At 70.8% G+C, this 21445-nt stretch carries 17 protein-coding genes; 8 read left to right on the top strand and 9 right to left on the bottom strand.

Annotated features, from left to right (window positions below; genetic code table 11):
• Nucleotides 1-49 precede the first annotated feature (49 nt).
• The 3 genes from TK50_RS00470 to TK50_RS00460 all read right to left on the bottom strand — a co-directional run bounded on the left by TK50_RS00470 (nucleotide 50) and on the right by TK50_RS00460 (nucleotide 5439).
• Nucleotides 50-2521, bottom strand: a complete 2472-nt coding sequence (locus tag TK50_RS00470) for an ATP-binding protein (protein ID WP_241773884.1) — start codon at nucleotides 2519-2521, stop codon at nucleotides 50-52.
• 355 nt (nucleotides 2522-2876) lie between these two features.
• Nucleotides 2877-4757 (bottom strand): sensor histidine kinase, encoded by a 1881-nt coding sequence (locus TK50_RS00465; RefSeq protein WP_043960802.1) that lies wholly within the window; start codon nucleotides 4755-4757, stop codon nucleotides 2877-2879.
• Entirely contained in the window at nucleotides 4750-5439 is a 690-nt protein-coding gene (locus tag TK50_RS00460; protein WP_043960801.1) for a response regulator transcription factor, read from the bottom strand. Before TK50_RS00460 ends, TK50_RS00465 begins: the two co-directional genes overlap by 8 nt.
• 199 nt (nucleotides 5440-5638) lie before the next feature.
• Here TK50_RS00460 and TK50_RS00455 point away from each other — a divergent pair, with 199 nt between their 5' ends.
• On the top strand, nucleotides 5639-6940 hold the full coding sequence (locus TK50_RS00455) for an alpha/beta hydrolase (protein ID WP_144420111.1): 1302 nt from the start codon (nucleotides 5639-5641) through the stop codon (nucleotides 6938-6940).
• A 63-nt stretch (nucleotides 6941-7003) separates the two neighbouring features.
• On the opposite strand, the gene TK50_RS35555 is transcribed toward TK50_RS00455, so the two are convergent.
• Nucleotides 7004-9004 (bottom strand): cellulose binding domain-containing protein, encoded by a 2001-nt coding sequence (locus TK50_RS35555; protein ID WP_052503553.1) that lies wholly within the window; start codon nucleotides 9002-9004, stop codon nucleotides 7004-7006.
• A gap of 835 nt (nucleotides 9005-9839) precedes the next feature.
• On the opposite strand from TK50_RS35555, the gene TK50_RS00445 reads away from it, so the two are divergent.
• Nucleotides 9840-11432, top strand: coding sequence for a cellulase family glycosylhydrolase (locus TK50_RS00445; RefSeq protein ID WP_241773883.1), 1593 nt, complete (start codon nucleotides 9840-9842; stop codon nucleotides 11430-11432).
• Between the two features lie 132 nt (nucleotides 11433-11564).
• Here the strand turns inward: TK50_RS00445 and TK50_RS00440 are convergent, their stop codons facing one another.
• Entirely contained in the window at nucleotides 11565-12815 is a 1251-nt protein-coding gene (locus TK50_RS00440; RefSeq protein WP_043960799.1) for a S8 family peptidase, read from the bottom strand.
• Between the two features lie 243 nt (nucleotides 12816-13058).
• Between TK50_RS00440 and TK50_RS35780 the strand changes: the two genes are divergently transcribed.
• Nucleotides 13059-13484 carry a zinc ribbon domain-containing protein gene (locus tag TK50_RS35780; protein WP_479682683.1) on the top strand — a complete coding sequence of 142 codons (426 nt, stop codon included), beginning with the start codon at nucleotides 13059-13061 and terminating at the stop codon, nucleotides 13482-13484.
• Nucleotides 13485-13491: 7 nt separating this feature from the next.
• Here TK50_RS35780 and TK50_RS00435 read toward each other — a convergent pair whose 3' ends face one another.
• The gene (locus tag TK50_RS00435) at nucleotides 13492-13896 is read right to left on the bottom strand and encodes a hypothetical protein (RefSeq protein ID WP_043960798.1); all 405 of its coding nucleotides are present in this window, start codon (nucleotides 13894-13896) and stop codon (nucleotides 13492-13494) included.
• A gap of 73 nt (nucleotides 13897-13969) precedes the next feature.
• On the opposite strand from TK50_RS00435, the gene TK50_RS00430 reads away from it, so the two are divergent.
• The 4 genes from TK50_RS00430 (at nucleotide 13970) to TK50_RS00420 (ending at nucleotide 18177) form a co-directional block, all read left to right on the top strand.
• Nucleotides 13970-16789, top strand: coding sequence for a CHAT domain-containing tetratricopeptide repeat protein (locus tag TK50_RS00430; RefSeq protein WP_043960797.1), 2820 nt, complete (start codon nucleotides 13970-13972; stop codon nucleotides 16787-16789).
• 59 nt (nucleotides 16790-16848) lie between these two features.
• Nucleotides 16849-17286, top strand: a complete 438-nt coding sequence (locus TK50_RS00425) for a hypothetical protein (RefSeq protein WP_043963559.1) — start codon at nucleotides 16849-16851, stop codon at nucleotides 17284-17286.
• Nucleotides 17287-17498: 212 nt separating this feature from the next.
• On the top strand, nucleotides 17499-17894 hold the full coding sequence (locus tag TK50_RS35665; protein WP_199485948.1) for an RNA-guided endonuclease InsQ/TnpB family protein: 396 nt from the start codon (nucleotides 17499-17501) through the stop codon (nucleotides 17892-17894).
• Nucleotides 17895-17904: 10 nt separating this feature from the next.
• Nucleotides 17905-18177 carry a hypothetical protein gene (locus TK50_RS00420; RefSeq protein WP_144420110.1) on the top strand — a complete coding sequence of 91 codons (273 nt, stop codon included), beginning with the start codon at nucleotides 17905-17907 and terminating at the stop codon, nucleotides 18175-18177.
• A 37-nt stretch (nucleotides 18178-18214) separates the two neighbouring features.
• Here TK50_RS00420 and TK50_RS00415 read toward each other — a convergent pair whose 3' ends face one another.
• Nucleotides 18215-19717 (bottom strand): FAD-dependent monooxygenase, encoded by a 1503-nt coding sequence (locus tag TK50_RS00415; protein WP_043960796.1) that lies wholly within the window; start codon nucleotides 19715-19717, stop codon nucleotides 18215-18217.
• A 122-nt stretch (nucleotides 19718-19839) separates the two neighbouring features.
• Entirely contained in the window at nucleotides 19840-20460 is a 621-nt protein-coding gene (locus TK50_RS00410) for a TetR/AcrR family transcriptional regulator (RefSeq protein WP_043960795.1), read from the bottom strand.
• 255 nt (nucleotides 20461-20715) lie between these two features.
• Here TK50_RS00410 and TK50_RS34040 point away from each other — a divergent pair, with 255 nt between their 5' ends.
• Nucleotides 20716-20889, top strand: a complete 174-nt coding sequence (locus TK50_RS34040; RefSeq protein ID WP_077935160.1) for a putative ATP-grasp target RiPP — start codon at nucleotides 20716-20718, stop codon at nucleotides 20887-20889.
• A gap of 69 nt (nucleotides 20890-20958) precedes the next feature.
• Here TK50_RS34040 and TK50_RS00405 read toward each other — a convergent pair whose 3' ends face one another.
• Nucleotides 20959-21417 carry a hypothetical protein gene (locus TK50_RS00405; protein ID WP_043960794.1) on the bottom strand — a complete coding sequence of 153 codons (459 nt, stop codon included), beginning with the start codon at nucleotides 21415-21417 and terminating at the stop codon, nucleotides 20959-20961.
• Between the last annotated feature and the right edge of the window lie 28 nt (nucleotides 21418-21445).

The following is a 21445-nucleotide window of genomic DNA, read 5'->3' as shown; positions in this document are numbered from 1 at the left end:
CGCGCGGCGAGATTCCGCCGCCCGCCCCGACAGCGCTTCGGCCCGCTGGTCACGAAACCGGGCGGGCTCCGCCGCGCAGCCGGTCCCGGAGCTGATCGGCGTCCGGGTGGCCGAGCAGCTCCAGGATCTTCAGCGCTCGCCGCCAGGCCCGCCGAGCGGGGCCCGGCGCACCTGCGGCACGGTGGCTGTCGCCGAGATGGGTCAGCGTCGTCGCCTCGTAGTAGCGCTCGGCCGCTTCCCGCCACAGCGCGAGCGCGTTGCGGTAGCAGCGGATCGCCTCCGCCTGCTGCTCCAGCCGGTGGTGCGCGTAGCCGAGGCTGTCCCAGGTGTGCGCCTGCCAGTACCGGTTGCCGACCTGCCGTTGCAGCACCAGCGCCTGCGTGCAGTAGTCGATCGCCTGTCGGTGGTTGCCGAGCTGGCTGTGGTACCAGCCGATGTTGTTCAGCGCGTTCGCCCTCCCGTTGGGGTTCTCCGCCGCTGTGAACAGGTCGAGGGCCTGCTGCGCGTGCTGGAGCGCCTGCTCGTACCGGCCCAGCCGCTCGGCCAGGATGCCGAGGTTGAGATGAGCCCGAGCGCTGCCGATCGCATCGCCGAGGCCGGCGTAGAGCCGCAGTGACCGGCGCAGGTGCACCCGGGCCTGGTGGTGGTCCCCCAGCCGCAGGCAGGCTACGGCCCGGTTCCGGTGGGCGCGGGCCTGCCCGTCCCGGTCGGCCACCCTCGACGCGGCGAGCAACGCCCACTCCTGGACCACGAGCTGCTCCTGCCAGGCCCCGAGCCGATCGAGGTACGTGTTGACGACCCAGGCGAGCTGCCAGGCGGGTGTGTCGAACCTGGCGTCCGTGGCGAGGCCGATGACGGTCAGGAGGACTCGGTGCTCGCTGGTGAACCAGCGCCACGCCGCCGCCCGGTCGATGAGCGCGGTGATCGCGGTGCCCGGCCGGGCCGGGGCGGGGCTGATCGGGTCCCGCTGGTCGTAGAGGAGCAGGTCTGCGGCGTACCCGGTGTGCAGGTAGGAGTCGATGAGCCGGCCGAGCGCCTGCCGTCGGGCCTGCTCCGGCTCGTGTTCGGCGACCAGCTCGGCCGCGTAGGCGCGCAGCAGATCGTGCAGGACGTACCGCTGTGGGAGATGCTCGGAGAGCAGGTTAGCGCGGACGAGCGCAGCCAGGGTCCGACCCGCCTCCGCCACCGGTGCGCCGACCAGGCTCGCGAGCGCCGGCACCGAGACATCCGGCCCGGGGTGCAGTCCGAGCAGCCGGAACGCCCGCGCCGAGGTCGCGTCCAGATTGCGGTACGACCAGGAGAAGACCGTCCGGACGTCGGTGGCCGCATCTTCGTGGCTGAACCGGTCGAGGCCGTCCGACCCGGTCAGCTCGTCGGCGAGCCGACCGAGGCCGAGAGCTGGCTGGACGGCGGCACGCCCTGCCACGATGGCCAGCGCGAGCGGCAGCCCCGCCGCCGCGTCGACGATCCGGGTCGTCGCCTCCGGCTCGCTCTCCAGCCGATCCGCGCCGAGTCGCCTGGACAACAACTCGTGCGCCTCCCGCCGCGGCAGCGGGTCGAGGAGGAGCGGAACCGCCCCCTCGATGGTCACCAGCCCCGCCAGGTGCCCACGGCTGGTGACCACCACCAGACATTCCGGCGATCCGGGCAGCAGGGGGCGGACCTGGTCGACGTCACCAGCGTTGTCGAGCAGCACCAGCACCCGCCTGCCGGTCAGCACGCTGCGGTACAGCCCGGAGCGGGCATCCTGTCCCGCCGGGACGCGCTGCGCCGGCACTCCGAGAGCTTCGAGGAACTCGCGGAGCACCTCCGCCGGGCTCGCCGCCGGCCCGGTCGCGTCGAACCCACGGAGGTTGACGTAGAGCTGTCCGTCGGGAAAACGGTCGGCAACCTGGTGCGCCCAGCCGACCGCCAGGCTCGTCTTGCCGACCCCGGCCGTACCGCTGATCAGGCAGATCGTCGTGGTGCCCGGGGCGCGGTGCCGGTGCGCCAGCAGGGCGTCCAGTGCGGTGAGCGCCGCCCTGCGACCCACGAAATGGGGTACGGCCGCCGGCAGTTGCCGGGGCGTCACCCTGTCGAGGGCACCCGCCCCTTGCCCGGTCGGTGACGATCCGGGAACCGGCGGCTCGGGTTGGCTGGCCGGCGCGGCACTGCCGGTGCGGCGGCCGATCTGGGCGTGGGCGGCGGCCCGCAGCCGATCCTCGGTATGGGCGGCGTCGGCGATCCGCAGCAGCCGCCAGTGTCTCGCATCCCAGTGCCTCATCTCGGTCAGGTCGGCGGGGAGGCGGACACCGGCCCGGTCGGCGTGCGCCACACACGCCTTGACGAAGGCGACGACGAAAGGCCAGTCAGGCAACGACTTGGCGTTCAGCTTGTCGCTGATCGTCGAGCGGGCCAGTGGCTGCCCCTGCGCTGTCGAGATGGCGACCAGGGTGTTCAACGACGGGGCCCCGGAAAGCTGCCGGAGGCGTCGGAGTTCGCCGGCGAACCAGGCCGACGCCTGCTGCGCATTTCCGCCCACTTCGCTCACCCGTCCGAGCTCTCCACGCCGGACGAGTCTATCAATGCATAGAAGTTATCCGATGTTGTATTGACGTCGGGAGTTGGCGTCCGTCCACACCGCCGTGTCGCATGCTCAGCCCGTTGACCCCCTCGCGGTCGGCGAGCCGGACCGCCTCGACCACCACCCGCTGCTTGCTGAGCCCCGCGTCTGACGCGTCGCATCGCCGGTGACCACGGCAGCCAGCGGGTAAAAGAGCATCTTCAGACGCCGCATCACGCATGACTCCCTTCCGCGCCCTGGTCGCCTTTCGCCCGGCCCGGCGGCGACGATCGTGGCCCGGGTCGCGCCCTGTTCGCACAATCGGCGGCGGGAGTCAGGGCCGGCAGGCGAGTGGGACAGAGCCGCGACGTCGATCGGTCTGACCGGACGGGTTCGGAAGGCGAAGCGTGAACACGGCTCCCGCCCCGGCGGTGCCGGAGACCTCTGCGGTGCCGCCGTGTGATTCGGCGATCTTACGGACGATGGCGAGCCCCAGACCGCTGCCGCCCATTTGCCGGTTGCGGGATTTCTCGGCCCGCCAGAACCGTTCGAAGACCAGGCCACGCTGTTCCTCCGGAATTCCCGGCCCGGTATCGGCCACGACGATCTCGGCGTGCACACCCCCAGTCCGCGAGGAGATGGTGACCCTGCCGTTGGCGGGCGTGTGCCGGATCGCGTTGGTGATCAGGTTGCCGATGGCCTGCCGGAGCCGGATCGGATCGGCGCTGAGAGTGCCGGGTGTGGCATCGACGACCAGCGCGACCCCGGCGGACTCGGCGGCGGGGGCGAAGGCGTCCGCCACCTCCTGCAGCAGTTCGGGCACCTCGACCTGTCGCCGGTGCAGCTTCAGCTCGCCCGCGTCGGCTGCGGCGAGGTCCTGGAGGTCCTCGATGACGTGCTGGAGCAGCAGCGCCTCGTCCAGCAGCGAGCTGACCAGGCCCACGTCCAGTTCGACCACTCCGTCCTCGGCCGCCTCCAACCAGCCACGGATGTTCGTCACCGGCGTACGCATCTCGTGCGCGATGTCGCCGACCATGTCGCGGCGCAACTGCTCGACTCGGCACCGCTGCTCGGCCATCTCGTTGAACGCGTTGCCGAGTCGGGCGATCTCATCGCGCCCGGAGACCCGGACCCGTGCCGCGGTGTCGCCGTTGCGCATCCGCCCGGCCGCAGCGGTCAACGCGTGTAGCGGCCGGACCAGGCGTACCCCCACCAGGACCGTGACACCGACCGCGACGAGCAGCACCAGCCCGGCGACCCCGAAGATCCGCAACCGGTTGGCCGGGGTGAGGTCGAAGGCGCCGACCGGCGCCGGGGTGCCCGGCTCGGTGACGAACAGCAGCACGGGCGGCGCGACGTAGTCGGCCATCTGGGTGCGCCGTGCCTCGGAGACGCAGCCGTTGACGTCGTCGCGCTGTTCGGCGGTGATCGGGTCGGCCCTGGTCGGGGTCCACTGTCCGTCGAGGTCGGCTCGCACCGCTGGCATCCGCTGGCGGCCCAGGCATGTGTTGACCAGGTCGTCGAGCTGACCCAGCGCTCTCCGCTCGGTGGGGGTCGGCTCAGCCAACGCGTCGAACGCCTTCGCACACCGGATGTCGCCGGTGACGGCGGTGCCTCGGGACTCGATGCGGGGCCGACCGCCGGGAGCGACGACGATCTCCGCGTCGGTGTACGCCGGAAGTAGCCCTTCCGCCGCGATCATCGGGACTGCGGTGGCGACATCTACCGGGCCGCGCAGACAGTCCCGCGCTCTTTCCGCCATCTTGCGCAGCGCGGTGCGTTCGGCGTCCGGCAGTTGGTACGGGCCGGTCGCCCGCGCGTCGATGCCGCCGCGTCCCGCCGTTGCGGCCAGGCTGGTGTCGACGTCGAGCGGGTCGACGGTGGCGGAGGCCCGCTGCGGCAGTGCTCCCTCGCCGGACGCGGCGATCGGGGCTCGGTTGCGGTCGGTCAGGACGACTCGTCGCTCGGTGGTCGCCGCGAGGGACCGCACCAGTGGCAGCACGTCCGTCCAGTCCCGATGGGTCGCGGCGTGCCCGAGCAGGGCGTCGTAGATTCTCGCGTCGTCGGCGAGTGCCCGGCCGCGCTCCTGCTGGAGCGCCCTGGTCGTGTCGCGTACGGCGAGCCAGGCGGTCGCCGAGATCGAGAGTACGGAGATCACCACGCTGAGGCCGAGCAGCCGGACCAGGAGGCTGCCGCGCCTGTGCCGCTCAGCCATCGGCGAGCTTGTATCCGATGCCGTACACGGTGAGCAGCCGTACCGGGCGGCGGGGGTTCGCCTCGATCTTGCGGCGCAGGTTCATCACGTGCACGTCGACCGTGCGGCAGGTGATGTACGAATCGAGCCCGTGCAGCCGGCGAAGCAGCAGATCGCGGCTGAACACCCGCCCCGGCTCCGCCGCGAACGCGCTCAACAGGGCGAACTCCCCCGGGGTGCACACCACCGGGGCGCCCGCGACGGTGACCTCGTGGCGTACCGGATCAAGCAGGAGGTCGCCCACCCGCAGTGACGGCGCGACGGGCCGCGCAGCCGTGGACCGGGTCCGGCGGAGCAGGGTGCGGACCCGCGCCGCCAGTTCCCGCGGGCTGTAGGGCTTCGTCAGATAGTCGTCGGCGCCCAGGTCCAGGCCCAGCAGCAGATCGTCCTCGGTGCTGCGGGCGGTGACCATCAGCACCGGCACCTCCGAGTCCCGACGCAGGATGCGGCACACGTCGAGTCCGTCGACGCGCGGCATCATGACGTCCAGCACCAGCAGATCCGGCGGGCAGTGGCGGATCTCGTCCAGGGCGGCCCGGCCGTCGTGGACCACCGACACCCGGTGGCCCTCGTGCTCCAGGTATCGCCGGAGCAACTCGGCCTGCTTGGGGTCGTCCTCGGCGACGAGCACGTGCGCGTTCACGGCGGCGAGTCTATGAGGCGTCAGGGCATCGAAACAGGTCGAAAACGGGACCACTACCGGATCACAACAGGTCTCTGACAAGTGGCCGCCAGGATCTCCCTGCCGGTGGCACCGCCGCGGTCCTGTCACGGGGAAGGCAGGTCGTCCGGGTCGTCCGACTCGCTCCAACGGAGACCCTGTCCCTGCGAAGGAGAAGAAGTTGTCACTGTTGAAAGGCCTGGCCGCGGTGGTCCTGGTCGCAGCCGGTCTGGTGCCCACGTCGCCCGCCCAGGCGAAGGGCCGCACCTATCCGGTCCGGTCGCTCGACTACACCCTCGGCGACAGCGCTTTCACGGTCGCCGGTTTCCATACCGACGGCCCGGACTCGCCGACCCTGGCACCGATCGAGCTGACCGGCAACGTGCACTACCCGGCCACCGGCAGCGGGCCGTTTCCGCTGGTGGTGCTCTCGCACGGCTACTGGGGCACGTGCGCCGACCGCGCCGCCGACGCCGAGGCGGCTCGGATCGAGAAGGAGTCGCCGGACGACTACTACGACGATCCGCGCTGGTTGGAGGCCATCCACCGGCTCTGGCAGTGGCCCTGTGCGCCCGGTGTCGCGGCGCTGCCCAGCTATCGCGGCTACGACTACCTCGCGCAACAGCTCGCCGCCCAGGGCATGATCGTCATCTCGATCAGCGCGAACGGAATCAATGCCGGCCAGATCGGCACCGAGGCCGACAACGCCCGCTCGAAACTCATCAACAAGCACCTCGCGCTCTGGACCGAACTGGCCCGCACCGGCCGTGGCGCCCTGGCCGGCCACTTCAGCGGCCCGGAGCCGGACTTCAGGGGCAAGATCGATTTTTCCCGTACGGGAACACTCGGGCACTCACGTGGCGGCCGTGCGGTGGCCTGGCACGCCGCGGACGTCCACCGCGCCGATCTTCCGGCAGGCGTACGACTGGCCGGCGTCCTCGCCCTCGCCGCCGCTGGCTCGGGCAACGCCACCAACCCGGGCTCCCCGGACGCCAAGCTCTACCGGGTGACCTCGGCGCCGCTCGCGGTCTGGGTGGGCGGCTGCGACAGCGAGCAGGGTCTCGACTACGCGAGATTGGCAACCGGTCACACCCGAAAGCCGATCTACACCTGGCACGTGCGCGGCGCCAACCACAACTTCCTCAACACCCAGTGGTCTCCCGAGAGTGGGCAGGTCGGAGCAATCGACGACCAGGGATTCGGCCCGGAGCCCGGCTGGTGCGGCACCCCGACGTACCCGGACTGGGACCCGGACAGCGGCACGCCGGAGCCGCCGATCGAGTGGTCGCACGTGACCCGCAAACTGACCGAGACCGAACAACGCCAGGTCAGCGCCGGTTACGTCACCGCGTTCTTCCGCTCGGTGCTGCTCGGCGATCAGCAGGCCGAGGCGGTCATCAGCGGCTGCGTCGACCCGTACGCCTCCTTCACCGTGGTCGACGCAGAGAAGATCGATCCCCAGCTTCGCCGGGGATCGAGGTAGCGGCCGGTGTGGGCCGCGCCCCGAAGCGGGGTGCGGCCCACGGCGGCCGACCGGACGTTCCCGTCAGGAGACGGCGCAGCTGACGCCGTTGAGGGTGAATGACCCGGGCTTGGCGGTGTTGCCGGTGTGGGTGGCCTGGAAGCCGATGTCGGTGGATCCGCCTGCTGCCAGCGTGCCGTTGTACGAGACGTTGCGTGCGGAGATCTGACCGCTGGAGCCCGTGAAGGTGGCGTTCCAGCCGCCGGTCACGGTCTGCCCGCTGGGCAGGGTGAACGCCAGGGTCCAACCGTCGATCGTCGTCGTGCCGCGATTGGTGATGCGGATGCTGGCGGTGAATCCGTCGTTCCAGGAGTTCATCGTGTAGCCCACCTCGCACGCACCGGACTGGCCCGGCGGCGGGGTGGTCGGCGGAGGCGTGGTGGGCGGCGGGGTAGTGGGCGGCGGGGTGGTGGGCGGCGCGGTGGAGAAGGTGATGTTCGAGACGTAGGCGTTGATGTTCCAGGTCGCGTCCGAGTCGGTCTGGCTGGTGACCGGCTTGCCCTGGACGGTGAAGTTGCTGAAGTGCACGCCGCTGATGTTGACGGTCGACGACTTTCCGTGCAGGTTGACGACCTTCTTCACGTCGGAGGAAACGTTCGTGAAGTAGGCGTTCCGGATGGTCGAGGTGTTCTTCACCGTCCGCCAGGACGGCGGGCGATCCTCCTGGAGGTCGATCAGGCTGTCGGTCTGTTCGACTCTGACGTCCTCCCACCGGGTGTTCGAGACGACGGCGGTGTCGACTGCGTCGATCACCATTGAACGCCCGGCCTTCACCACGTCGATGTCGCGGAAGACGATCCCGTCCATGGAGGTGCCTTCGGTCTTGGTGCCGATCTTCGCGCAGGCGGAGTTGCTGTAGCAGACGATGTGCTCGTGGATGACGTTCTTGGTGTTGATCGTGCCGCTGTTGGCGAACTCGTTCTTGGTCGCCATGTTGTCGTCGCCCGTGTAGAGGAACGCGTTCGACAGCAGGCTGTTGGTCGACTCGTCGAAGTCCACGCCGTCGGTGTTGTTGTACCCCGTCGTGGGCCGGCAGTTGATCAGCTTGTAGTTCTTGATGGTGACCCTGTCGCTGCGGTAGACGAGTGTGTTCCAGTAGCTGGAGTCGCGGACGGTGACACCGTCGACCAGGATGTCGGAACTCTCCTCGATCTTCAGCAGGGCCAGGTTGATGCCCTGGGCCCGCAGGTACTTCCCGTTGCCGTCGATGACACCGCGACCCAGCAGCTTGGCGTTTCTCACCTGGTACATCCGGAGGGAGGCGTGCTGCATGCCCTCGATGTTCACCCCACCGCTGCCGGTGTTGAAGTCCGCCTTCTGGTTCGAGCCGTAGAGGACCGCACCGGTTGCCAGGTAGAGGGTCATGTTGCTCTTCATCCACAGCTCACCGACCTGGTACCGGCCCGGCGGCACGTACAGGATGTTGCGGGTCGCCCCGGACGCGGCGTCGATGGCGCTCTGGATCTTGGCCGTGACGAGCGTCGCCCCGGTGTTGTCGACGCCGTAGTCGGCGAGGTTCTTGACGTTGGCGTCTCCCAACTGGGGCGCGTTCGTCTCGGGCGCGTCGATCAGGATGAACAGCAGCTCCTTGGAATCGAACTGGACGATCAGGTAGTTCGGGCCGCTGTTGAAGGTGATGGTGTTGCCGCTGCGGGCGACGGCGAGTTTCCGGCTCTTGGGGCTGACGGTGTAGGAGCTGAAGCCCTCGGCGACAGTGACCGAGAACTGGGCCGTGCCCGCTCCCGCCATGGAGCAGTGCGCATAGTGCACCTGCATCTCAGGCGCGTACTTGGTCATCTTCTCGACGAACAGCGGCGCGGCGTCCGCCGTGACGGTGTAGAGCGGACTCTTCGTCGCGCCGCGCAGGGCGGGATCCGCGACGCAGCCGCCGGCGGCCAAGCCGGGCGAGCTGTTCCCGGCCGCTGTGGTCGCACCGTAGACCGGGGCCACCAGGGCACCGGTCCCGACGCCACCGATGGCGAGGAGAGCGATCGTTGCCCAGATCGCGAAGCGTCTGTTCTTCATAGGGACCTTTCTCGGGATTGACGGAGCGTGCCGTACGGCCGCACAGCCGATTGCTTGTCACGACGGCGGAACAGCCCAGCCCGGGGTGCCGGTCACCGGGGTGCCGCTTCTCGTGGTGGTGAAGAGCTCCGGCCACAGCAGGAAACCGGCGGGTCGTTCGTGCCGCCGCGAAGCTCTTCCACTCCGGTTGCCCGGCCGATCCGGTCGCCGAGAACCGTCACGCTGCCAGTTGCGGCGGAGTCGCCCGGCCAACGCCCGGCGACGGCGACGGCGGTGGGCCGGAGGCGACCTTTCCGTATCGCTCTGTTCATCGCTCGGGTTTCCTTGCCCAGGGGATCGGGAGCGGAGGAGTGGCTTCATCAAGAAACTTTCTACGCCGACGCTACGCCCTGACGTCGATGTTCGTCAATGAACGGGTCGCTGCGGGCTGGAAACTATCGGAGCAGAGCCGGGAAAGTTTCCGTCCCGCCGGTGGCGAGGCCTGTCGTGGCTCCGTAGGGGTCGAGCAGTGCTTGGCCCGGATCGCAGCCACCCCCTTTGGGCGGGGCCCGGGCGGTGTGCCCAGGCAGCGATCCTGCGGCTCCGCACCGTGTTCGCGTTGGCGGTGACGCGCTGTGTGCGTCGTGCTCGGTGGCGGTCCATCCCGTGGCCCGACGCTGGGCGGGAGGTGGCACGCGGGTGGTCCTCGACCGGACGTGCCGGCCGCAACCTTGCCCCATTCATGCATGTGCATCTATTCTTTGGCGGCCATCGACTGCCAACGAAGGCAATCGAAATATCGTCGAATCGCTTCGACAACCCAGCGTGACGGTTGGTTCGAAGACGGGAGATGCTTGTGAAACCCACACTCAGGAAGGTTCAGTTCGCCCTACTGTCCGGCGTACTGGCGCTGGCCGGAACCACAGCCGTGCTGCCCAGTGCCGCGTCGGCCGACAGCATGGCCCAGCTCAACGCCACCCAGCTCGTCGCGAACATGGGGGCGGGCTGGAATCTGGGGAACGCCCTGGAGGCCAACGTCAACGGGATCCCCAGCGAGACGGCATGGGGCAACCCGGTAGTGACGCAGGCATTCATCGACCGGGTGAAGGCGGCGGGATTCAAGACGATCCGCATCCCGGTCTCCTATCTGGGAAACATCGGGTCCGCCCCGAACTACACGATCAACGCCGCCTGGCTGAATCGGATCCAGGAAATCGTCGACTACGCCTACGGTCGCGGTCTGTACGTGCTGATCAACATGCACGGCGACGGTTACAAGACCGTCACCGGCTCCTGGTTGATCTGCGACTCGTCGAACCAGACGACGATCAGGGACAAGTACCAGAAGGTCTGGCAGCAGGTCGCGACCAGGTTCCAGAGCTACAGCGAACGCCTCATCCTCGAATCCATGAACGAGGAGTTCGACGGCCAGTACGGCAATCCCACCCAGCCGTGCTACTCGAACATCAACGCCTACAACCAGATCTTCGTGGACACGGTCCGGCGGACCGGCGGGAACAACACCTCGCGCTGGCTGCTCGTTCCCGGCTGGAACACCAACATCGACTACACGGTGGGCAACTACGGATTCGTGCTGCCGACCGACCAGTACCGGTCGTCGTCCATCCCGGCCAACGAGCAGCGACTCATGATCTCCGTGCACTACTACGACCCCTGGGACTTCGCCGGTGAGGAGAACGGCACCATCACGCAGTGGGGGCCGGCCGCCACCAACCCGGCACGGAAGTCGACCTGGGGACAGCAGGACTTCATGGACGGGCAACTGAAGAAGGTGCGGGACACCTTCGTCTCGCGTGGCTACCCGGTGTTCGTCGGTGAGTACGGTTCGGTCGACAAGACCTCGGCCGACTCGACGAACAACAGGTACCGCGCGGACTACGCGCGCACCCTGGTGTCCACCGCCAAGAAGTACGGGGCGGCCACCGCCTACTGGGACAACGGCTACAACGGGGCGTACGGGTTCGGGCTGTTCAACCGCAGCAGCGCCACGGTCACCCAGCAGGGCATCATCGACGCCATCATGAGCGCCGTCGGCAGCACCACCCCGACCACGCCGCCGACCACCGCCCCGCCGACCACCCCGCCCCCGACCACCCCGCCCCCGACGACCCCGCCGCCGTCGGGCGGGCGGTCCTGCTCGGCGTCGTACACCCTGACCGGTGAGTGGCAGGGTGGCTTCCAGGCCGAGGTGCGGGTGACCGCGGGTAGCTCGGCGATCAGCGGGTGGACGGTGACCTGGACGTTCGCGAACGGGCAACAGGTGTCGCAGGCGTGGAGCGCGACGCTGACCACCAGCGGCTCGACGGTCACCGCCCGCAACGTCAGCTACAACGGTTCGCTCAGTGCCGGCGGCAGCACGACCTTCGGCTTCCTGGGGTCGTCGAGCGGCACCAACGGCGTACCGTCGTTGTCCTGCGCGGCGAGCTGAGCAGGCCGTGAGCCGCGGGCCGGGCGTCACGGACGCCCGGCCCGCGCGGTCAGGGCGCTGAGGCCCGGAGCGGTCGCTCGCGGGCCCCTGTCGCCCACGCCGTCGACCTGCTCGGCGCGGCGGCCGTGCGGGTCAGAGCGCCGGGGAGAGGTACAGGAGGCGGTTGGGCGAGCCGGCCCCCGGGTTGATCACGACCGGGCTGGCGACGCCGAACAGGTAGCTGGCCACCTGGGCCGGTGTCCAGGTCGGGTTGTTGCTGAGCACCCGGGCGGCAACGCCGGCAACGAGCGGCGCGGCGTGCGAGGTGCCGCTGATCGTCTGGGTCGCGGTGGTCGAGCTCCACCAGGCCGACGTGATGCGGTCGCCGGGAGCGAAGATGTCCAGGCAGGGGCCGAAGTTCGACCAGCTTGCCCGGTTGTCGTTCATCAGCGTCGCGCCCACGGTCAGCGCGGTCGGCACCGACGCGGGTGAGACGGTGCAGGCGCTCACGTTCGAGTTGCCGGCGGGGACCGTCACCGTGATGCCGTCGGCGACCGCGTTCGTCACGGCGGCGTCGAGCGCGACGGTGGGGCTGGTCAACACGCCGACGTTCGCCACGGCCGGCTGCCCGGCGGGGTGGTTGGCGATCATCCAGTTGATCCCGTTGATCAACATCGACAGCGTGCTCGGCAGGGCGCAGTCGAACACCTTGACCGCGACCAGCACGACGTTCTTGGCCGCCCCGAAGGTCGTCCCGCCGACGGTGCCGGCGGCGTGGGTGCCGTGCCCGCTGCAGTCGTTCGCCGGCAGCGTGCCGTCGACGGCGTCGTAGCCGTATACCGCCTGGCCGCCGAAGTCGGCATGGCTGATCTGGATCCCGCTGTCCACGATGTACGCCCGGACGCCGGTCCCGACGCTGGTGAAGTTGTAGGTGCCGCTGAGCCCCAGCGATGCGTCGATCCGGTCGAGGTTCCACGGCGCGTTCGTCTGGGTGGTGGCCAAGCTGGTCAGCCGGTCCTGCTCCACGGCCGCCACCGCCGGGTCGGCGGCCAACCGGCGGGCCACCTGCTCCGAGGTCCGCACGGAGAAGCCGTTCAGCGCGTCGCGCCAGACCTGGTCCGGGCGGAAGCCGTACCGGTCGGCGAGGCGGGCCGCGCCGACGTGTCGATCGTCGACCGAGCCCCCACTTTCCTTGAGGGTGACCACGTAGCTGCCGGGCACGCGGGCGGCGTCGCCGGCGCCGAGGATCCCGCCGGCCGTCCCGGACGGCGCTTCGGCGGTGGGTGCCGCGGTGGCCGGTCCGGCAGTCATGGTGAGGAGCACGGCCGCGGTGGCGAGCGTGGCCGTGACGGCGGTTCCGGCTCGACGCCCGCGGGCGAAGATCGCGTGGCGGTGGATTCCCATCTCCCAGCCTCCCTTGTTCCGGCCATTCCGGCGGCCGCGCGACGTGCCGATCGAATGGTCCGAAAGATTTTGGGGGAGCGTACAACGGATATTCGATCTGACTCCACGGATGAATTCGCCGATCCAATCGAGATGAGTCTTTTTCAGCGTGGGGTGAGAAGAGTTCTTGCCTGATGTATCAGGGTTGTCCCGGACCTCGACTGCGGCTGTTGCCGGCGCGAGGCCGCGGGTGCCTCGCCAGGGATGTCGCCCATGGCCCCCGTCGCAGTCGTGACCGGGTGGCGACGAGCTGCTTGCCGCCCGTGCGGCTGGCTCTGCCCGGCAGGGCTCCGGCGTCACTCAACCAAATTGATGGCGATCGGCGTTGTTCTAGGTACGAGCCCCACACGAGGAAGAGGGCCCGATGCCAGCCCAGGATCGTTACAGCGGCTTCCGGGAGAGTTGCGGTCCTGGTTGCGTCGTCGCCGGTATCCCCAAGTACCCGTGGGGCCGTCCCTTCGATCGATGGTCGCCGCGCCGCAGGCGTGTAGCGTACGGTGTCGAAGCGGTGACCTCGGTTCATGCGGCGTCGGGAGGAACACCATGATCTCGGAAACTGTGGAATGCGCCTACTGCGGGCAGCCCAAGTCGGATCGAGTGCGCAAGTGCCCGCATTGCGGCAACGGCTGACAGGCCGTTACCGCACCTGCATCTGCATGACCTGCCCCTCGGGGTCGGTGCGAACCGCGAACGGACGCTGATCGGCAGTTCCCTCTGCGGACCACGACCTGTCCACCAGTTGCACGACCTGCAGGATCTCGATCGTCCGATATCCGACCGAGGTGAGGTGGGCCGTTATCGCCGAGGCGATGCTGGCAGCGCTCGCCGGGGGTTGCTTCACCAGAATTCCGCGTGCGCGCAGCTCAAGCGCCACGGCCTTCAGCACGTCGTAGGTGAAGTTCCCGGCCACACCAGCCAGAACGGCGTCGCGGAGGAAGTCGGCGACGCCGAGAGTGTGGGCCGCGTCCGACAGTTCGTCTCCGGCAACCCCGTCCAGCACCAGGGAGGAACCGTCGTCCAGCGGAACGATCAGTTGCGTCATGCGGACATGCTGGCAGACCCGCGCACCGTGATCGTAGGAGGACCGTGTGGAGGGTTACCCCGGATCTGGACGCGTGTGGTGGCTCGGTTTCTGGCAGACCGCCAAGCACGCCCACTGGTGGCTCAGCGCGGACGTGCGCCCGTCCGGCAGCGCCGATCCCCTGGCCGTGGGTTCGATCGACCTCGACCGGCTGACCGAGCCCCTGGCCACCCTGGCGGCTTCGCTTCCGGACCTCGTCGCAACGGAACGGGCGACGCTTGCCGACCTCGACCGCCGCATCAGGGACGCGGTTCCCCGGGACGACGACGCATCGATGGCGTCCGCCATCGCGAGCCGTATCGAACTCTCCCGGGAAAAGGTCGCCCTCTTCAACGCCGCCGCCCGACGCGCCTGGACCGGTGCGATGGTCGATCCGGCCGGCAACCTCGCGTTGTGCCGCGAGCTGGGCGGCATCCTGCTGCCACAGGAGCTGCGAGATCGGCTCAGGACGTCGCACGCGGACGACACGACGCTCGTCGTAGCTCCTGGTCCCGGCCTGTCGAGCGTGCCGTGGGAGCTTCTCGTCATCGACGACGACCACGACGTCCGGCTCGTCGAGCGCGCCAGCGTCCTCGGTGGAGTCAGCCCGGCCCTGCTGGTCAACCTGGCCAGGCCGGCACTGCCCTGGGCCGGTGGCGGCCGGGCCGTGCGGGTCGTCGATCCCACGGCGGCCGGGAGCCGAGCCGGGGGCGGACGCATCTACCCCGACGGGGTGCCCGAGGCGTGGCGCAGCCGCAGTGGCGACGACGACGCGCTGCTCGGCGCGGGTGCGACCATGGGCTGCTCGCCCACGGAACTGGCCGCGACCCTCCAAGCGGAGGAGTGGGCCCGCCTGGTGTTCGTCGGCCACGCCTCCGCCACGGACCCGGCGATGCCGACCTCGGCGGGCCTGGAGCTGGCCGTCGACGTGGAGATTGGGGACTCGCGGCTCACCGCCGGGCAGTGGCTCAGGGAACCGGCGCGGTGGCCCGCCCCTCGCCGGGTGGGCTTCGTCGCCTGCCAGTCCGACGACGCCGGGTACGCCGAGCAGATCGGCCTCACCCTCGCGGCGTTGAACGCGGGCGCGCGTACCGTGATCGCCACCCGGTGGAGCCTGCCGAGCGACGGTTCGGAGCGCCTGGTGGCCGGCGGGGCGCCGATCGGCTCGGCCACGACCGCGCTCGCGCTGGCCGTCGATGCGGCACTGGGAGCGACCGATCCCGTCGGGGCCGTCGGCGCGTGGCAACGTGACCGGCTCGACTGCTGGCGCTCCGCGAGCAGCGACGCCGCCCGCCGCCTGCACGCACCGTTGGTGTGGTCGGCCCTGGTGACCTACGACGTTCCTGACGCCGCGGTCAGCACGATCCCAGGACTCGACCAGCCCGTCGTGCGGCGGCCGGTGCCCGAGGCACCACGTCGCGACGTCCCCCGGGAGCCACCGGCCGGCGATCCCGCCGAGGTGGCGAAGAGCAGCCTGGCGGCCGGTGTGGCGGCGTTCGGCCGCGCCGACTGGCAGGAGGCGCGCGAGCACTATCTTGTCGCCCTCGCCGCCTTCACCGCCTGCGGCGACCCGAAGGGCGTCGCCGACGCCACGACCAACGTCGGGAACACCGCCTACTTCCTGGGAGACCTGGAGGAGGCCGCCGACCGGTACCGGACGGCACTGCCTCTGTACCGGGACCTCGGCCTCGATCGGCAGACGGCCGTCGTCGGGCAGAACCTGGGCAACGTCTCGTTCCAGCGCGGTGAGCTCGACGTAGCCGCAGAGCAGTACCGGGCGGCCGCCGAAGCCCTGCTCAGGGGTGGCTTCCGCCGCCACGCGGCGGACACGCTGGTGAACCTGGGTGCCGTCCTGATCGAACTCGGCCGCCCGCACCTCGCCCTCGAACACCTGGACCAGGCAGGTGCCCTGTACCGGGAGACGTGCGACGAGAGCGAACTGGGTGGCAAGCTCGCCGAACTCGACCAGAACACCGGGTTGGCGCTGGCCGGGGTCAAGTCCTTCGAGCGTGCCCGCGCCCACCTGCTCTCCGCCCTGCGGCACTGGCAGGCCGGCGAACCGTCGGCGGAGCGGGCCGCCCGCGCCAACCACAACCTGGGTCTCGTCGCGTTCCGCGCGGGCGACCTGCCGGAGGCGCAGCTCAGGTACGGCCTCGCGCTGGAGCACTTCCACACGGTGGGCAACGAGCACGAGGCGGCCGACGCCAGACTCGGCCTGGGGACCGTCGCCCGGCACCGGGGCGACGTGAGCGGAGCCCGGTCGAACTTTCGGCAGGCACAGGAGCACTACCGCAGGACGGGGCAGTGGCTGGCCTACGCCCAGGCCGCGTTCAACGAGGGGCTGACCCATCCGGGTGACAGCGGCCAGAGGTTCGATCTGCTGGCCGGCGCGTGGGCGGCGATGCAGTCGATGTCGTGGCGGCTCGCGCACGTCAGCGAGCGGGCGGCTTGGCGCGCCGCCCTCGACCACGCCAACGACGAGGTCCTGGAGTCCGCTCGCCTCAGTGGCCGCGACCGCCAGTTCGCCGAGTTGCTCGAGTCGCTGCGAATAGCCGGCACGCTGCGCCGCGTCGGGCCGACCCCACTGTCTCCGGCGCTTCCGGCAGAGGCCGACCGGGACGCCCCGTTCGTGGAGCCGCTGCCGTCGATGACCCTCTCCGCCGGACCGGTCATGCCCTGGGCGCCGTCGTCGGCCGCCGACGAGGCTCCCTGCGACGCGCCGCCGTGGATCGACTGCGGCTGGCCCCCCACCCTGGCCGACGCCGTCGCGCGCGCCGAGGAGATCATCGCCGTCGCCGGGTCGGCGACGCTGCCCCTACGCAGGGGGGCGGTGTCGCTGGTTGCGCTGCTGAACCGCCACCCGCAACAGGAATGACCCACGACCGAGACAGCACGGGTACGCAATCCGACCAGACCACGGAGGTGGCTCACCCCATGTTCCCACTCGAGCTGGCGCACCAGGCCAAAGGCACGCCCGTGGAGACCCTGTACAGGATCGTCGAGGCGGTGGGCCTCGTGATCACCGTGCAGGGCTCCGGCGATCTCGCCCGGATCGTCGGCGACGTGGTGGCGGTGGCCCCCCGCCTCGCCGAGGACCACGAGGTCAGAGCCGATGGCCTGATCATGAGCCGCGTGGGTCTCTACCGCGTCTTCTGGGGCGCCCTCAAATGGCCCGGCGGAAGCCTGGCCATCCTGGCCCCGCTTTCCCTGCACGACAGGCAGGACGTCAGCGAGTGGACCCGGCACTTCGTCAGAGAGGTGCTCGATCCGATCCAGACCCTGTCGCGGCAGGGCTATTCCGTCGGCGGAGGCGGCAAGGGAATGGTGACCGAGGGGGACTTCTGCCGCGCGTTCCAGCAGGCGTACGTCTAGCACTCCGTCCTGGCCGAGGCCCGCCGCCCGGCTCGGCGGTCGACCGACGGGGGCCCGCACCCCCGCAGCCCTGCCGCCGCAGGTGGGTGGGCCGTGAACCTGATCGGCAGTTCGCCCGACTGTTCCTGGTGACAGGAGGACGAGATGACCGATGAGCTGCTGGTGGTGCGAGCCCAGCTCGGCGAGCGGGCGGCGTTGGCCGAGGTGGTGCGTTGCCGGTCTCGGCCGGACCCGGCTCGCCAAAGTCCGTCCACGACGCCGGTTGGGCCGGCTTCACCACCCTGCTGGAGTACAAGGCCGCCCGGTACGGGCGGACGTTCGCCCGGGTGGACCGGTTCTTCCCCTCCACCCGCACGTGCTCGCAGTGTGGCCGGATCACCGAGAAGATGACGCTGAACGTCCGGTCGTGGGACTGCCCCTGCGGAGCAACCCACGACCGGGACGTCAACGCCGCCATCAACGTGTTGGCCGCCGGGCAGGCGGACAACTCAAACGACCGTGGAGCGCGGGTAAGACCAGGACTCGTCCCGGCACCGCGCGGCGAAGCGGTAACCCACCCGCACGCCGCGTGTCCCACACGCAGCATGGAGGGAACCTCCGTCCTTTAGAACGGAGAGGATGTCAAGGGGGCTGGCTGCTGATTCCGCCCGCAGGGTGCCGCTGTTCGCCTCCGAACAGGTGGTCGCCGCCTGGATCGCCCTGGCCGCCTCCGTCGTCACCACCACGATCGCGGCCGTCGCGGCAGCCCGCAGCGGTGCCGGCCTGGGGTTTGCGCTGGCGTCCGGGGGCCTGTTCGTCGCGGTGGCGCTGGTGTTGGCCGTGCGGGCGCACCGCCGACGTGCCGCGCTGCTGCGTCGCATGCGGGAGCTGACGCAGCGGGAGCGGTCGTGACGTCGTCGTCCGGAGCCGCCGGCTGACTCCCGCGCCGTCACGCTGACGGAGGGCCGAAGTGCCGGGTGAGCGAGGCGCGCAGCGTGTCGGCGTCGCCGGCGGACCAGGCGACGAAGCAGTCGGGGCGTACGAGCAAGGCGGTCGCGGTCGTGCCCTCCAGCGGGCCGGTGACCACGTCGACCCGGTCGCGCCACCCGGCGGCGGTCTCCGCGTAGGTCCCCGTGGAGTCCAGCAGCAGCGGCCGGGCGGTGCGGGTCAGCTCGGCGAGCCGCGTCGGCCCGTGGTCGCCGTGCACGACCACGTCGGGGGCGCTGCGGCCGGCCAACGGGTCGGCGGGGTCGGCGGGGTAGCGGACGTCCGCGCCGGACATCAGCCCCGCGATGTGCCCGGTCACCTCCGGCAGGCGGAGCAGTTCGGCGAAGAGCTGCCGCAGGCCGGTGATCTCGTCGCCGGGGCCGATGAGCGCCGACTGCGCCTGGGTGGACATGACGACCCGTTCGGCGACGGGCCGGCGCTCGGTCTCGTAGGTGTCGAGCAGGCCCGGCGGTGCCCAGCCGCGCACTGTGGCGGCGAGCTTCCAACCCAGGTTGACGGCATCCTGCAGGCCCAGGTTGAGACCGGGACCGCCGATGGCGGGGTGCACGTGCGCGGCATCGCCGACCAGGAGCACCCGACCGGCGCGGTAGCGGGCGGCGATCCGGGTGTTGCGGCCGGTCAACCGCCGGAGCAGACCGGGGCCGTCGGGAGCACCGACGGGGAGGTCCGCGCCGAGCACCCGGGCGACGCTGGCGCGTAGCTCCGCCAGCTCCATCGGCGCGTCGTCGCTCGTCGGCGCGTCGGGCCACTCCGTCGTGGTCAGGAGCGCCGGTCGGCCGGGGAACGGGGCCCAGGCGACCAGGCCGTGCGGGGTACGGGTGTGCTGGAACGGGGGCACGACGCCGTACCCGGGGACCCGCAGGCCGCCGGTCGCGGGGTCGAGGAAGGACGCGGGGACGGTCACGGTGGCGGTACGGGAGACCGACCGGTCGTCGGTGACGCCGGGAAAGTCGATGCCGACGAGGCGGCGCACCGTGCTGCGACCACCGTCGGCGCCGACGAGGAACCGGGCGGTGAGCTGCGTACCGTCGGCAAGGCAGACCTCGACCGCGTCGGGCCGTTGGTGGAGGTCGACGACCTCGTGGCCGCTGCGCAGGTCGACCCCGAGCTCGGCGGCCCGGGCGACGAGGGCGGCCTCGAGCTGGGCCTGCGGCACGCCGAGCACGTAGTGCGGGTTGTCCGCGAGGACCGTGAGATCCAGCGGGAACGCACCGAAGGTGAAGGCCGGCTGCGGGGACGGCGGGCTGCTCTCGCCGCTGAGCCGCGCGTAGAGGCCACGCCGGTCGAGCAGGCGGACGACCTGGCCGACGAGGCCGTTGGCGCGGGGCTCACCCCCGGGCGTGGGACGGCGCTCGAGGACGACGGGACGGACGCCGGCGAGGGCCAGTTCGCAGGCGAGCATGAGGCCGTTGGGGCCGGCCCCGGCGATGAGGACGTCGATCATGATCGTGGTCCCTTCAGGGTGTGCGTCTTCGCCACGACGGGCGCGGCGCGCTGCCGGCCCGCCGCGGAGGTGTGACGCGACTGAGGCGTGGGTGGGACGGTGGCCCGGGCGGGGGCCGGGCTTCAGCGGGGCGGCGCCGGGAGGCCGGCGGCGACCTGGGCGAAGGCGTCGGTGATGAGGCGCTCGATCGGGGTGGGCGGGTCGCCGCCGTCGAGGTAGTGCTGCATGGCGACGCCGACGGCGGCGCTGGCGGCGGCCGCGACGAGCCTCGGATACATGTCGGTGGCGAGGTCGGTGCCGGTGCGCTCGGCGACCGCGGCGGCCAGCCCGGCCTCGGCGATCGCGGCGGCGCGCAGCCGCTCGCCCTGCAGCGCGGGCTCGGCGAGCATGGTCCGCACGCCGGCCACCCACTGGGCGTGGGCGGGGGACGGCATCGCCTCGACCTCGGGGCCGGGCGTGAACTGTTCCAGTGCGGCCGCGGTGAGCGCCGCCCAGAGCGGCTCGTCGGCGGGGCGTTCGCGCAGCGCGGCTGCGGTGCGCAGGCTGCGGTCGAGGTGGCGGCAGGCGATCGCCTCCGCCTTGCTGGAGAAGTAGTTGTTGAAGGTGCGCGGGGAAACGCCGGCCGCCTCGGCGATGTCCTCGACGCGGACGTTGTCGTAGCCGCGTTCGGCGGTGAGGTGGATCGCCGCCCAGCTGAGCGCCGCCCGCGTCTCGGCCTTCTTGCGCTCCCGCAGCCCCGTCATGCCGCCACACTAGCATTGGTTGCGTGAGACGCAAATATGCGTGCTCCGCAGGAATTCGTCGCCGGGGTGCGGGCACCTCCACGACGTGCCCCTGGCTGCGAGCCGCCCGGTCGGCCCGGGGGCGCTGGCCACCAGCCAGGACTGGGGCCCAGACCAGGGAGAACCCCGGTCCGTACGCCGCGCCGGCGGCACACACTGCTGCTAACCGTCCGGCTGAGCAGCCGGGCGTTCCATCAGGGTGAAGAGGGGTACGACATGAGGCGCAAGACCGTGCGGATCGACACCATCCCGGCCGACGGCGTGGAACTGGCCGACGAGCAGCTCGCCCGGATGCTGGGTGGCCTGCCGAGGCGGGATGCCGGCGGCTCGTCGAAGACCATCGACGACATCCCCAGCGGGGGCCGGAACGACACCGACAGCGACTTCTGATCAGCCGCCGGCGCCGACCCGCCCTCCCCGGGCAGGTCGGCGCCGGCCGCTCCGGGCGGCGGGGAGGCGTCAGTCCGCGAAGAGGTCGCTGGCGGGGGCGTGGTGCGCGATCTCGCCGTCGAACACGTACCGGACGCTGATCTGCCAGCCGTCCGGGTGGTCCGGGGCCGACTGGTGCCCACCCGGGTGCACCCGGACGTCCTGCCCCGCCACCGAGACCTCGAAGGCCAGGTGATCGGCGCGGAGCCGGACCGCCTGGTAGCCGTACCGGCGGCGGATCGCGACCGCCGCCGCGGCAGCGGTCCAGACGGTCGCCGGCACGGTGACCCCGTCGCCGCCCAGGCAGCTGAGGTCGAACCGGCCCTGACCGGTGTGGACCATGCCGACCAGGACGTCCGCCCCGGCACCCCGGGTGGGCTGGCACAGGTTGCGGGCCAGGCCGGCCCAGTGCCGGGCCGGTACGTCGACCGCGTTGACGACGAGGTGGTCGGAGGTGCCGCTCTGGAGCTTCACGAAGCGGATGTTCATCGCGTTCTACCTGTCCGGGAGAGGCGGG

The organism is Micromonospora haikouensis, assembly GCF_000876225.1.
Lineage (GTDB): Bacteria > Actinomycetota > Actinomycetes > Mycobacteriales > Micromonosporaceae > Micromonospora > Micromonospora haikouensis.
Note: the sequence above shows the minus strand (reverse complement) of the source record. Positions and strands in the feature narration are given on the sequence as shown.